This is a genomic window from Clostridium sp. BIOML-A1 (assembly GCF_009874105.1).
Taxonomy (GTDB): domain Bacteria; phylum Bacillota; class Clostridia; order Lachnospirales; family Lachnospiraceae; genus Coprococcus.
Genome location: NZ_WWTL01000001.1, coordinates 258,766 through 272,901, shown reverse-complemented (window position 1 = coordinate 272,901; position 14,136 = coordinate 258,766). Strand labels below are relative to the sequence as shown.

Below are 14,136 nucleotides of genomic sequence, written 5' to 3'. Positions count from 1 at the left end.
TCATTTCTTCTCTGTAGTCCTCTCCTGGTTTATCGTACTACTTATCCGCGGTATCAGCGGTCCAATAAAAGATAATGAACCAAATACCACGATCACCGGCTCTGTCAATTCTTGTGCCAGTGTTTCCGCCTGTCTCTGCGCAGCAAACACATCCTCTGCCGTATCCACCGGCTTTCCGTATGAACGATAGCATTCTGCCAGAATCTCCTTATCAAGCGCCCGTGGATTATCCGGCGTTACCGTTATGATAAAACTTGCAAATGGTGCCATGATATCCACCATTTTCTCATACTCTTTATCTGCAAGAACACCACAGATATAGATCAACGGCCGCCCTGTAAAATATGCCCGGATATTCTCTCTGAGACTTCTCCATCCGCCTTCATTATGTGCTCCATCAATATAAGTCAAAGGCACATCCTTAATCTTCTGGAATCTGCCCTCCCACAACGTCTTTTTTAATCCGTTCTTTATACTCACATTTTTTAAATCAAACTGTTTTTTTATACAATTACAGACCTCAATTGCGGTTATACTGTTATAGATCTGATAGATTCCGGGAATCCCCAGCTCATACTCCTGTCCTTTATAACAAAACCTGCTTCCATGCAGATCTTCTGCTATGACCTGCAACTGGTCAGTATCTGCCATGATCGGCTCTATTTGCATTTTATCACATTTATCCAGCCATATCTGTCTTATCCCATCCTGCATCGGATATGCCACACACGGAACCTGTTCCCGAAGGATCCCCATCTTCTGTTCCAGAATTTCCTGCAATGTATCGCCAAGAAACTGCATATGATCTCTGCTGATGCTTGCAAGCACGGTACAAAGTGGCTGTTTCACCACATTTGTCGCATCGTTCTTTCCGCCCATTCCTGTTTCCAGTAATACGATATCGACCTTTTTCTTCACAAAATACAGAAATGCTACCGCAGTCTCAATCTCAAAAGCGGTAGGAACCGAAAGCCCGGCTTCCTCCATATCCTCGCAAACCGGGATCACGGTCTCCATGATCTGTGCAAATTCCGATTCTTTCATATAATGTCCATTTATCTGAAATCGTTCCAGATATGTAAAGATCGTTGGGGATATATAGCGTCCGACAACATACCCTGCATCTTCCAGAATATGCTCGACAAATGCGAATACAGAACCTTTTCCGTTTGTTCCGGCTATATGAACGACAGGAACCCGATCCTGTGGATTCCCCAGTCTTAAAAGTAGTTCTTTCACTGTCTCCGTTCCGTAGACACTGCCTCTTTTTCCCGCTTCTTTCATATATAGATATGCTTCTTCGTACGTCATTCTTTAGCCTCTTTACTTGATTATGTATAGATAAAATATAATGAACTATTTCTAATGTGTTCTATGTTGGATATGCGGTGTATCATCATCAATCGGAAGGATCTCATATCCATGTTCCTCTAATTGTTCAATCAGTGACGGCAGAGATTCCACTGTTTCATGACAGCAATCCAGATCATGCATCAATATGATCGTATCATCATAATTTAATGCATCCTTCAATATATTCTTTACAAGCTGATCCGGTGTCTGTCCGGCAATCACCGCATCATTATTCAATGCATTCCAGTCAAAATACGTCAATCCTGCCGAATCAAGATAGTCGATCAGGTCATTCACCGGTACCTGCGTAACACGGTTTGAACTTCCGCCCGGGAACCTGTAATATCGGCAGTCCACTCCTGTAACATCATACAATAATTTTCTTAATTCCTCAACATCATTCACGAAATTGTCATAGCTTGCATAGATCGTACTATATTCATGGGAATATGAATGGATTGCCAGTGTATGCCCTTCCTCCACGATCCGTTTGTACATGGGATAGTATCGTTCATTCCTTCCTATTACAAAGAACGTAGCTTTTACATCATATTCTTTTAAAATATCAAGGATCTCTCCGGTCTGATCGGACGGGCCGTCGTCAAAGGTCAGATATGCCCGTTTTCGTGTCACTGCCTTTGATGACATGGCAGCCACGCTGTCTGAATCCGGAAATTTATCTCTCTGATCGATAATGAATTTTCCTGTAAATAATAAAAATACGATCAGTGCAGCAACCAGAATTATATTTTGCCAATAAGCTGCAAAAAATCGGTCACACTCTTTTAACGCTTCATTGGCTTTTATGTGGGATAAAACTGTTTTTATTTTTTTCCTCATTTTTATAAGATCTTCCGTTTTTTATACATCTATACTCCTAATCTGATATTTTTATTCGAATAAAAAACAGGAAATGTCAGATACTATTTTTATCAAATGGAAAAGGAGAATAAAAAATGAAAAAATCATTTCTTTTATGCGCATGTCTGGTTGTCATGGCATTTACCCTGACTGCATGCGGCGAGAAAAATAACCCTGAAACAACCGGTACAACAACCGGGAGCAGTACAGAGGACAGCAGTTCCACAGAAAATGGAAATAATTCAAATGGTACAGGTTCTGTAGGTAAGGATCTCGGTAACATGATCGATGATGCCGGAGATATTGTAGATGATGCAGCAAAGGATGTATCCGATGCTCTGACCGGAAGCTATGATACTTATGACCATGCTTATAAGTATTTTATGGATCAGATTCCCGGTGACTCTAAAAACTATGAAGTCCGTAATAACGACAAGGATCTTACTGATTATAACTCCGGCAGCATGGGCTACCACTTTGAGCTTCATGACACCAGAAAATCTGACAACTCTAAGGTTGGTGACTTCTATGTAGATTCTACCTCCGGCAAGGTCTACAAGGCAGTCTCCGGCTCCGGCGTGTCCGAATTTGACTTCTCGACCTTGAAGTAGACCACCTTTAAAAAATGGAAGACAGGGTTACCTATTATTACGCAAGACGCTTTCGCTCTACCTTCGACGCAGTGGTACGTAAGGCTGCAAAGTACGCAGCCTAAGTACCAGCGCTCAGGCAGGCTTGCTTCATAACAGTAACCCTGTCTTCCATTTTCCCTACGGTATCAAAATTCAACAATCCTATTTTTTAAATATCTGTTGTTTTTATTTATATTTTTTTCGAGAATACAATGGTGGACTTGCTTTATCAGGACGATAAAAAGTAAGACGAACGAACCGGTCGATGGTTATACTATTATGTAGCAAGCCTATCCGAATGTCGGTCCTTGATGAGCTGTATAAACAGCGAATCTAGTACCGCTACATGAGGATAGAGTGCAAACGTCTTGCGTAATAATAGGTATAACCATCGACCAGTTCGTCCGTTTTAAGATTTATCGTCCTCTTTTTTGACAATTTCATGGGTGATGGGATTTACGACTACGCCCATCTCCTCTGCCATTTTGAGGTAGACATCCATCTCATGGTCTTTTCTCTGCTGTTCGCGTTTGCGGATAGCTTTTGACCGGATAATCTCCACGATACCGAATACGATCATACAGCATCCAAAGAAGATCATCACAGGGCTTAAGGTACCTATACACCCCTTTACCAGACAGATCGTTCCGATTCCGATCATGATGATTCCCATTACCAGATTAAACATTTAACTTTCCTTTCCTGTATAAAATGCATCTTTTCCTGCTTTTTCCATCATTTTGTCATACTGATCGTACATTTTCTGCACGCTGTTTTCAAGTAAATAATAATGCCTGATATATGGGATCAGCAGGACAAACAGTGCTGCCGCTAACAGTAAGATCTGTATTTTTTCCGTTACCACAAAGGTCACACAACAGCCTACCGTAAGGATTGCAAATAAGATCGTCACAAGAAGATGGATCAAACGCTCATGCATGAAAAATTCAATCTGCACCAGATGTCTCCGCATCTCCTCATCAAAATCAACATCATCCCTTGCAAGCAGTTTATCTACATATACCAGATATTCTTTGATTCGTTTTGCCATATTCGATCACCTAGCCCATATTTGCCTTATTCAGGAAATGATTCCATCCGGCAATTACCTTATCATAATAAAAGCTTACTATATAAGAATCTTCGTCAACATCAACGATCATCTGATAACACTTCTTATCTGCTTCCGGCTTACCACCATAGAAGATATAGTTCTCTTTGAACTTTCCAAATATCTTTTCATACTCATCTTCCGCAAGTTTCTGATCCGGAACTTCTTCTACCAGATTATCATTTGCATCATAATACTTATGCCCCTCCAACAATACCGCTTCGATGACCGGATTCTTAAACCGGATCTCCATCTGATCGGCATATTTGTCTGTATAGTATTCGTTCTGAGAATTGTTATCCTTTACAACTGCACCTTCTACATAGAGTTCCATCCATCTTGCCCGAAGTCCTTTAGGGGAAGCTGCTTCTTCCACTTCTCCGACTCCGACAAGCTTCATTTCTTTGATCTGTGCATCCCGTAACTGAATGGTTTCTATCTCATTTGTACTCTTAAATTTCATATTTCATACACCGTCCTGAACAATTTTAACTGCCTATAACTATAAACTGTTTTTCATAGCTTGTAAATGGAATTTAAGACAGAAAAATAAGAGGAACCCGTCTTACAGGCTCCTCCTGTTTATCTAATTCAGCGCATCATAGCCGCTTTCCTTCGTACGGATCTTCATGGCGGTGCGGATCTCATAACTGAAGATCTTGCCGTCTCCGACTTCTCCGGTGTATGCTGCCTTCTGGATCGCATCGATCGTCTTCTTCTCCCATTCTTCCGAAGAAACTACGATCTCAAATTTGATTTTCGGCTGCATAACGACATCAACCTCTGTACCACGTACCAGCTTCTTATATCCTCGCTGTGCACCGCATCCCATTACCTGAGATACCGTAATACCATTTACATCGATCGCATTCAGTGCTTCCTTTACATCTTCAAATACTTCTTCTCGCACGATTGCTTCTATCTTGATCATCATATTATCATACTCCTTTCCGCAACTTCTATGAATCCAGTCCGTTAAATGTCGGATATGCACTTTCTCCCTGTTCTGCGATATCCAGACCGATCTTTTCTTCCTTATCTGATACACGAAGCGGTGTGATCAGTCTTACAAGTCCAAGACAGATAAACGTTCCGACCACTGCAACTACTATTGTCACAACGATACCGATCAACTGTGCAACAAAAAGGTGATAGTCTCCGAAGAACAGTCCATCCCATCTGGCAACGCTGTTGATCGAACTCTTACCAAATAATCCGGTCGCGATACCACCCCAGACACCACCGATACCATGACATCCAAAAGCATCGAGTGCATCATCTATTTTCAATTTCTTCTTCAATAAAGTAATCATACCACAACAGATCGGACTTACAAGTGCACCGATGATAAATGCAGACCAGATCGGAACAAAGCCTGCTCCCGGTGTGATCGCAACCAGCCCGACAACAAGACCGGTCGAAGCACCAACCAAGGTTGGCTTTCCATCTTTTATCACATCGATCAGCATCCATGACATCATGGCACTCGCACTTGCGATCGCTGAGGTTAAGAATGCATGAGCTGCAAGGCCATTTGCTCCGAGGGCACTTCCTGCATTGAAGCCGAACCATCCGAACCAGAGGATAAATGCGCCAAGAGCAACGAATGGAATGTTATGAATACGATAAGCAGTATTCTCATAACCTTTTCGTCTACCAAGGATAATCGCAAATATCAATGCACTTACACCGGAGCTGATATGTACGACATTTCCGCCTGCAAAATCAACGGAACCGATCTCTGCAAGGAAACCGCCCTGTCCCCATACCATATGTGCCATCGGGTAGTAAACCAAAATCGACCAGAACATGATAAAGAAGAATAACGCCTTAAACTTTACACGTCCGACTAATGATCCTGTGATCAGTGCCGGCGTGATCATTGCAAACATCATCTGGAATGCAATATATACAAAATGCGGAATATTGTCTGCATATGGTCCGGCCTCATTCATAGATATGCCATTTAACGCAAACCATCTGAGATCACCAATGATTCCTCCGTGATTTCCCCCAAAAGAAAGGGAGTAACCAAATAATATCCACATTACAACCGAAAGTCCCATAATAAAAGTACATGCCATCATCGTATTAACGACATTTTTCCTTCGCACCATTCCACCATAAAAAAAAGCAAGTCCCGGTGTCATAAAAAATACCAACGCTGTACAGATCAGCATAAAACCAATATCACCAGTATTCATAACTATTTCCTCCATTTTTTCTGAAATTCTTTTTGAAATCTCCGGCAGGTGCGCATCCCCCGACAGGTTTCGCTTCACTTTTTACAAAATTCCATGGTACTTTTTTTGTAAAACAGAAAAGACGCCAATCGAACGTATCTCGTTCAACTGACGTCTTTGTCTGAAGACATACTAGCAGACCTGATTTATTTTTTCAAGTATTTTTTGCAAATCCTTTACCATTCTTTAGCCAGAACATCATTTTACCTGTTTTTCTAAAGCAGATCGTATTTGTTTGACTTTTTTCTCATATTACGCTATGATTTTTTAGTTATGTATTCTATTACGAAATTTAACGATTTTGTCCATGTTATGCATACGCAATAAAAAATTGGAGGATATCTAAATGTTAATGACAACTAACTTTTTCATCATGCTTGCAATCGTTGTCTACCTGGCGATCATGCTTGTGATCGGCTTTGTTTACAGCAAGCGTAACAACAGTACAGAAGATTTCTATCTTGGCGGCCGTAAGATGGGACCTCTCGTAACAGCCATGAGTGCTGAAGCAAGTGATATGTCAAGCTGGCTCCTGATGGGACTTCCGGGCGTTGCATATCTGTCCGGTATCTGCGATGCCGCATGGACTGCCATCGGTCTTGCCGTTGGTACATGGTTGAACTGGTTCTTCGTGTCCAGAAAACTCAGACGTTATTCAAATAATATCGGCGCGATCACTGTGCCTGATTTCTTTGCAAAACGATTCCATGATAAGAATAATGTTATCACAGCACTTTCCGCTCTTGTTATCATTATCTTCTTCATCCCTTACACAGCATCCGGTTTTGCTGCCTGTGGTAAGCTGTTCAACAGCTTATTCGGTATCAATTATCAGGTTGCCATGATGTTGTCCGCCCTGTTGATTGTTGGTTACACTATCACCGGTGGGTTCAATGCCGTATGTGTTACAGACCTTGTTCAGAGTATCGTTATGACCGGTGCACTTGCGATCGTTCTGATCTATGGAATCACAAGCGCAGGTGGTTGGACAGCCGTTATGGACAACGCAGCCGCCCTTCCGGGTTATCTGTCTCTGACATCTACCTTTGATGTTGCCTCCGGTTCTGAAGTCAAATATAACTTTTTGACAATTTTCTCAACCGCAGCATGGGGACTCGGTTACTTTGGTATGCCTCATATCCTTGTCCGTTTCATGGCAATCGAGGATGAGAAAAAACTGGTACTTTCCCGCCGTATTGCCTCTGTATGGGTCGTGATCGCTATGACCGCAGGTGTTCTGATCGGTATTGTCGGTCTTGGTATGACCAAAGCAGGCGCACTTGAAACTCTGACCGGTTCAAACAGTGAAACTATTATCGTTCGTATCGCAGGTATCATCAGCCAGCATAATGCATTAACTGCTCTTATCGCAGGTATCATCCTTGCCGGTATCCTTGCCGCTACGATGTCTACCGCAGACAGTCAGATGCTTGCTGCTGCATCCGGTGTTTCACAGAATATAGTACATGATTTCTTAAAGATCAAGATTTCCGAGAAGACAAATCTTCTGATCGCACGTTTAACAATCGTTGGTATTGCGATCGTAAGTATCTTCCTTGCAAGAAATCCTAACTCCAGTGTATTCAAGATCGTTTCCTTCGCATGGGCAGGCTTCGGCGGTGCATTTGGTGCTGTTGTGCTTTGTTCTTTATTCTGGAAACGTTGTAATCTTGCAGGTGCGATCGCCGGTATCATATCCGGTGGTGCTACCGTATTTATCTGGAAGTATCTGATTCGTCCACTTGGAGGAATTCTTGATATCTACGAACTGCTTCCTGCATTTATCGTATCCCTGATCTTCATCATTGTGGTCAGCCTGCTTACAAAGGCTCCTGATGAAGAAATCGTCCGGGAGTTTGAAGCAGCCAGCCAAAAGGCGTAGGCAAATCTCCCCCCTTACGAAAAAGGAAGCCGCTATACATATTATTGCGCAAGTCGCTCTCGCTCTACCTTCGACGTAGCGGTACATAAGGTTGCAAAATACGCAACCTAAGTACCGACGCTCAGGCAGGCTTGCTTCATAATAGTATAGCGGTTTCTTTTTTCTTATGTATATTTTGAAGTAACTCACATATCCAAAATTACGGCTCTGTTATAGTTCACTATTATGAAGCAAGCCTGCCCGAATGTCGGTACTTAGTGAACTGCTGTAAGCAGTGAGCTTAGAACCGCTACATGAGGGTAGAGCGAGAGCGTCTTGCGCAATAATATGTGAACTATAACAGAGCCGTAATTGGATAAAGAAAATAAAGTTGATTTTATCTGCTTTTGTTATATAATCAGTGAGAAATAACTATTTTCGACAGGATGATTTTTATATGGCTGATTATATTACAACTTATACCGGGGATCATTTTGATCCGACTCTGCCGGAGGCAGAACATCTTCATATCGAGGACATCGCACACGCATTATCACTAATTTGTCGTGGAAACGGTCATGTAAAGACCTTCTTTTCCGTCGGCAGTCATTGTATCAACTGTGCAAAGGAAGCGGCTGCCCGTGGGTATTCCGACCGACTGGTGCTTGCCTGTCTGCTTCACGATGCAAGTGAAGCCTACCTGTCAGATGTTCCAAGACCTTTTAAGAAGCATCTTCCTGCATATAAAGATCTGGAACAGAATCTGTTAAATGTGATCTATACAAAATATCTGGGTTCTCCTCTGACAGAGGAAGAAGAACGCAGGATCAAATGCATCGACGACGACATGCTCTATTTCGATCTTCTCACTTTGCTAAATGAGCCATCGAACAGACCGGAGCCTGAGCTTCACATCAACCTTTCTTATGAGGTTCGTCCGTTTGAGAATGTCGAACAGGAATATCTTCAGTTGTTTCATATACTGTATAAATAGTATTTATTTTTCCTCTTTCGGCAAAATGATATTTAAAAGGATTGCTACCATTGCTGCCGGTACAATTCCCGATCCGCCAAACACCAACTGTACCACCTCTGGTGTATGTACCAGAATTCCGGGATTAGCTCCCATTCCATATCCAACGCCCAGTGCTACTGATACAATGGAAAGATTTCTGGCATTCAACGGATTCTTCGTGATCAACTGAATACCACTGATTACAATTGACGAAAACATCATGACTGCTGCGCCACCTAATACAGACTGTGGCATGATTGATACCAACGCAGCAAGCTTTGGGCATAAACCGCAAAGGACAAGAAAAATGGCTCCGGTTGCAAGAGCGAACCGGTTTACAACCTTTGTCATGGCTACCAATCCAACGTTCTGACTGAATGATGTATTTGGCAGGACACCAAATATCGCTGCAAATGAAGAACCCAGTCCGTCACACATAACACCGCCTGCAAGTTCTTTATCTGTTGCTTCTCTGTCCAATCCGCCTTCCATAACACCTGAAATATCTCCAACCGTCTCAACTGCAGTTACAATGAACATAATAAGAACCGGAAGAATCGCACGCAGATCGAAAACAGGTTTTACAGGCAAAAGCTTCGGAACCGCAAACCAGGAGGCTTCCGCAACTTTATCCCAGTTCAACACCCATGCCTTTGTATATTCTACACCATCTGCCGTCACTCCGGTTTTCGGCAAAACAAAGCCCATGATCATTGCTGCAATGTATCCGAAAATAATGCCAAATAAAATAGATGAAGAACTCAAAAAGCCTTTTGTCGCATGTTTGAAAAACAAGATCGCAATAAGCACAAGCAACGCAAGTAACAGATTCTCAATGGAGCCAAAATCTTCTGCTTTATTTCCTCCACCAAAAGAATTGATACCTACCGAAATCAGACTTAATCCGATCGACATTACCACGGTACCGGTTACGACCGATGGAAAGAACTTACGAAGGGGCTTTAAGAAAAAGCCAAGCACTGTTTCAAAAAGACCACCTATAATAGATGCTCCCATGATCGCGCCATATGCCAGTATACCACCACCCATGGTTGCTGCTACACTGTTAAAGACACCTATAAATCCGGAAGATGTTCCCATTATGATCGGTACCCGGCCTCCTACCGGACCAATTCCGAACAACTGTACCAATGTCACAATTCCTGCGATCAGCATCGCATTCTGAAGCAAAGAAAGCTGTAGATCTGCGAACTCACCGCCTGCCAGGCCACATGCTCCTGTGATGATCAGAAGTGGAGTCAGGTTTCCTACAAACATTGCCAAAACATGCTGTAATCCTAACGGAATCGCCTGCGAAAGCGGCATCTTTCCATCCATCTGAAATGCTGTCTCAGACAGCTTAAATATTTTTTTCATTTGTGAATTCTCCTCATCTTTATTCTTTTTCATCCAACATGGACATCAATATCTTTTCCGGAGTGATCGGAAGTTCTCTGTGCCATACGCCTGTTGCACGATAGATTGCATGTGCAATTGCAGGTGCAGGTGTATTGATCACTATCTCTCCTATAGACTTGGCTCCAAATGGGCCTGTCGGTTCATAACTGTGTTCAAATTCTACCTGAAGATGTCCCATATCAAGGCGGGTTGGAATCTTATACTGCATGAAACTGGATTCAATCGGACATCCTCTTTCATTGTAGGTGACATTCTCAAACAGTGTATGCCCGATTCCCTGTACGATGCCGCCTTCTGCCTGAATACGCGCCAACGCCGGATTGATAGGAATTCCACAGTCAACAACAGCTACATAATCCAGGATCTTTACCTCTCCTGTATATCGGTCTAACTCAATCTCAACCATACCGACCATATAAGGTGGAGGCGATACAGGTGAAGAATGGGAAACCGTTGCTACTGCTGCGATATCATTTGCAATCTGGTCTTTTACACTAATCTCGGCAAGTGACACACTTTGATCTGTATTGACCCGACATGCCCTTCCATTTTCAAAGATCATTTCCTCCGGACTGCAGGAAAGCATACCGGCTGCTATCGCACAAAGCTTTTTTTTCAGTTTCTCACAGGCAAGTTCTACGGCCTTACCCGTAACATATGTTGTAGATGATGCGTACGAACCGGAATCATATGGTGATGCATCCGTATCTGCCCCAAATACAGCTACATCATCCACGGAACAATCCATACATTCTGCCACCATCTGAGCTAGGATCGTGTCACATCCGGTTCCCATATCTGCCGCACCGATGATCAGATTAAATGTTCCGTCATCGGCCAGCTTTACCGTTGCCGATCCGACATCCAGATTGGAGATACAGGAGCCTTGCATCGCCATAGCTACTCCGGCTGTTCTTACCTTCCCATCTACTGTCTCACGAACAGGATATTTCTCGTCCCAATGAAATAATTCTTTGCATTTTGCCATACATTTATCAAGTGCACAGGCATTTGCTGTCTCTCCATAATATGCCGGCATCTTCATTCCTTCACGGATCATGTTGTTTTCACGGATTACAGTCGGATCAATTCCAAGTCTTTCTGCAAGTTCATTTACAGCACTTTCCAGTGCAAATATACCCTGTGTCGCACCATATCCCCGGTAAGCACCGGCTGCCATCGTATTGGTATATACTACATCATAATTAAACCGATATGCTTCAAGTCCACCTGTATAAAGGGGAATCGATTTATGTCCGCTCAGACCAACTGTTGTAGGTCCGTGTTCTCCATATGCTCCTGTATTTGAAAGTGTATACAGATCCAGTCCGCGGATATGTCCGTCCCGGTCTGCTCCCAGGCGTACACGAACTTCCATCTCATGCCGCGGAGAACCGGCAATCTGACTCTCTTCTCTTGTGAATATAAGTTTGGCGGGTTGTCCGGTCTTCAGTGTGACAAACGCCGGATATACTTCACTGACTGCTGTCTGTTTTGCTCCAAAACCCCCACCGATTCTTGGTTTCTCAACACGTATCCTGCTCTTTGGAATGCCCAGTGCTCTGGAAAGGATACGACGCACATGAAATACAATCTGTGTAGATGAAATCACATGAAGCCTTCCATATCGGTCAAAACAGGTATAGGTGCGGAAGGTTTCCATCATTGCCTGGTTAAACGCCCGCATATGATATGTGTGTTCGAATACCTCATCACAATCCGCTATTACAGCATCCACATCACCATCTCCGTTTTTTTCACTTGCAACCAGATTCCGTCCGGGATCTCCTCCAACTTCCATAGGTGGAAACCAGTCCTCCTCCGGGTGTACAAGGACAGCACTATCCTTTGCCTGATGAAAATCAAGAACCGGTTCGAGGATATCATATTTCACTTTTATCAGCTTCATTGCTTTTAAAGCAGCTTTCTCATCCGTAGCCGCAATAATAGCAACAACATCCCCTACAAAACGTACATGCCGGTCTATGATCAGCCGATCATAGGGAGATGGTCCCGGATATGTCTGTCCTGCAATCGCAAACCTCTGCTTTGGAACATCCTTCCATGTATAAACATCTACAACTCCCGGAACTTTTTTTGCTATTGCTACGTTGATATCTTCTACAATAGCATTGGCATATGGGCTTCTTAAAAGCTTTACCGTCAAAGCATCTGATGATGTAATATCATCAACATAAACCGGTTTTCCTAAAAGGAGCTGCATTGCATCTTTTTTACGAACCGAATGATTGACTGAATTATACTTCTTTTCTTCCATGAATGCCCTCCTTTGATCTCTTATGTTCCAGATAATTTCGAATTCCCCGCAACTGGCCTTCATATCCGGAACATCTGCAAAGATTTCCTGCCAGATAAGCACGGATCTCATCATCTGTAGGATCCGGATTCTCTCGCAATAATGCAATCGTGTTCATGACAAATCCGGGATTGCAAAATCCGCACTGATCAGCTCCCTGATCTGCAATAAATCCGACAAATTCAGAAGCTTCCTCCTGAAGTCCCTCTAATGTCTGTACCTCATGACCAGCTGCCCTTGCTGCCGGCACTGAGCAGGAAAGCACAGGAATGCCGTCCAAAAAGACTGTACACAATCCGCAATTTGCAGTTTCACAGCCTCGCTTTACACTATAGCAGCCATGCTTTCTCAGAAAATCGATCAGAAGCAGATCCGGTTCAATAGAATCCACCAGTTTTTTTCCATTTACAATTATTGTTATCTCCATTTCTGCTCCTCTCTCAATTTATTTAATAATCTCTGACATAATACACGAATCAATCTGGAACGATACTTTGCTCCGGCTCGATGATTACTTCCTGTCGGAATATGTTTCTCTGCCCACATAGCAAAGTTCTCTATAGAGTCTTCTGTCAGTCCCTCTGACAGAAGTCCTTCTTCATCCAGAAGAAGCATCGCTCGTCCCGGTCTTGCTCCCACTGATAAACGATATTCCCCACCTACAACAGAAGCCGCACATGCGATCACCGGAAAATCAGTACTTTGATTTCTTACAGATGCATAAGAGAAACACCCGGACGTTTTCTTTATGACAAGACGAACCAGAATATCCTGATCCGGTTTCTGCCCCACAAATTCTCTAAGTGGTATTCTCCCACCCTGATATAATTCCACATATGTATCCATGGCAAGAAATACCGTCAGCACATCAGAGAAACCAAAACGTCCCCAGATACTTCCACCTACCGTTGCCAAGTTACGAAACTGTACACCGACAATATCTTTTACAGCGTCTCTGACAGAATTTTGTGTATAATTATTTAAGCCTCTATGCAATTCAAGCTGTCGTAGAGATACCATCGAACCGATAATGATCTCATTCTCTGTCTCCTCGATCTGATCCAGTTTCAAATCACACAGATCAATTGCTGTCAATATCGTCCGGTTCTGCATCTTTGTCCATAACATTCCACCGATTATACAGCTACCTTTTTTTTGATTTAACTGATAAGCCTCTTCCAGACTTTTAACACGTATATAATTCTGAATTGTTACCATAAAAAGCTCCTTTAAATGTTGCATTAGCCGCACTATATCAAGATATATTATAGTAAAAATACTTGTTTTTGAAAAGATGCTTTGCTACAATACCGTTGTATTATTT

Annotated in this window: 14 protein-coding genes; 3 read left to right on the top strand and 11 right to left on the bottom strand. The window is 42.8% G+C overall.

Annotated elements, in window-relative coordinates; translation table 11 throughout:
* Together GT641_RS01190 and GT641_RS01185 are read right to left on the bottom strand one after the other, a co-directional pair.
* Positions 1 to 1,311: a folylpolyglutamate synthase/dihydrofolate synthase family protein gene (locus GT641_RS01190; protein WP_161116638.1), complete on the bottom strand. Its 1,311-nt coding sequence runs from the start codon at positions 1,309 to 1,311 to the stop codon at positions 1 to 3.
* A 51-nt stretch (positions 1,312 to 1,362) separates the two neighbouring features.
* A complete protein-coding gene (locus tag GT641_RS01185) occupies positions 1,363 to 2,193 on the bottom strand; it encodes a polysaccharide deacetylase family protein (RefSeq protein ID WP_161116637.1) in 831 nt (276 codons plus the stop codon).
* Positions 2,194 to 2,309: 116 nt separating this feature from the next.
* Here GT641_RS01185 and GT641_RS01180 point away from each other — a divergent pair, with 116 nt between their 5' ends.
* Positions 2,310 to 2,825, top strand: a complete 516-nt coding sequence (locus tag GT641_RS01180) for a hypothetical protein (protein ID WP_008401508.1) — start codon at positions 2,310 to 2,312, stop codon at positions 2,823 to 2,825.
* A gap of 430 nt (positions 2,826 to 3,255) precedes the next feature.
* On the opposite strand, the gene GT641_RS01175 is transcribed toward GT641_RS01180, so the two are convergent.
* The 5 genes from GT641_RS01175 to GT641_RS01155 form a co-directional block, all read right to left on the bottom strand.
* Positions 3,256 to 3,534, bottom strand: a complete 279-nt coding sequence (locus GT641_RS01175) for a DUF308 domain-containing protein (RefSeq protein ID WP_008401506.1) — start codon at positions 3,532 to 3,534, stop codon at positions 3,256 to 3,258.
* Complete coding sequence (locus GT641_RS01170) at positions 3,535 to 3,897, bottom strand: hypothetical protein (RefSeq protein WP_117823510.1); 363 nt, start codon at positions 3,895 to 3,897, stop codon at positions 3,535 to 3,537.
* 10 nt (positions 3,898 to 3,907) lie between these two features.
* Positions 3,908 to 4,420: a hypothetical protein gene (locus GT641_RS01165; RefSeq protein WP_161116636.1), complete on the bottom strand. Its 513-nt coding sequence runs from the start codon at positions 4,418 to 4,420 to the stop codon at positions 3,908 to 3,910.
* 123 nt (positions 4,421 to 4,543) lie between these two features.
* On the bottom strand, positions 4,544 to 4,891 hold the full coding sequence (locus tag GT641_RS01160; RefSeq protein ID WP_008401503.1) for a P-II family nitrogen regulator: 348 nt from the start codon (positions 4,889 to 4,891) through the stop codon (positions 4,544 to 4,546).
* Positions 4,892 to 4,916: 25 nt separating this feature from the next.
* Entirely contained in the window at positions 4,917 to 6,161 is a 1,245-nt protein-coding gene (locus GT641_RS01155) for an ammonium transporter (RefSeq protein WP_161116635.1), read from the bottom strand.
* 385 nt (positions 6,162 to 6,546) lie between these two features.
* On the opposite strand from GT641_RS01155, the gene GT641_RS01150 reads away from it, so the two are divergent.
* Positions 6,547 to 8,082: a sodium/proline symporter gene (locus tag GT641_RS01150; protein WP_161116634.1), complete on the top strand. Its 1,536-nt coding sequence runs from the start codon at positions 6,547 to 6,549 to the stop codon at positions 8,080 to 8,082.
* Between the two features lie 436 nt (positions 8,083 to 8,518).
* Entirely contained in the window at positions 8,519 to 9,055 is a 537-nt protein-coding gene (locus GT641_RS01145) for a hypothetical protein (RefSeq protein WP_161116633.1), read from the top strand.
* A 3-nt stretch (positions 9,056 to 9,058) separates the two neighbouring features.
* On the opposite strand, the gene GT641_RS01140 is transcribed toward GT641_RS01145, so the two are convergent.
* From GT641_RS01140 to GT641_RS01125, 4 genes are read right to left on the bottom strand one after another with little or no spacing between them, the layout of a single operon-like run.
* Positions 9,059 to 10,453: a nucleobase:cation symporter-2 family protein gene (locus GT641_RS01140; RefSeq protein ID WP_161116632.1), complete on the bottom strand. Its 1,395-nt coding sequence runs from the start codon at positions 10,451 to 10,453 to the stop codon at positions 9,059 to 9,061.
* Positions 10,454 to 10,472: 19 nt separating this feature from the next.
* Positions 10,473 to 12,773, bottom strand: a complete 2,301-nt coding sequence (locus tag GT641_RS01135) for a molybdopterin cofactor-binding domain-containing protein (protein ID WP_161116631.1) — start codon at positions 12,771 to 12,773, stop codon at positions 10,473 to 10,475.
* Complete coding sequence (locus GT641_RS01130; RefSeq protein ID WP_118615862.1) at positions 12,754 to 13,239, bottom strand: (2Fe-2S)-binding protein; 486 nt, start codon at positions 13,237 to 13,239, stop codon at positions 12,754 to 12,756. The genes GT641_RS01135 and GT641_RS01130 overlap by 20 nt, the downstream gene beginning before the upstream one ends.
* Positions 13,230 to 14,030, bottom strand: a complete 801-nt coding sequence (locus GT641_RS01125; RefSeq protein WP_192919776.1) for an FAD binding domain-containing protein — start codon at positions 14,028 to 14,030, stop codon at positions 13,230 to 13,232. Before GT641_RS01125 ends, GT641_RS01130 begins: the two co-directional genes overlap by 10 nt.
* Positions 14,031 to 14,136 lie beyond the last annotated feature (106 nt).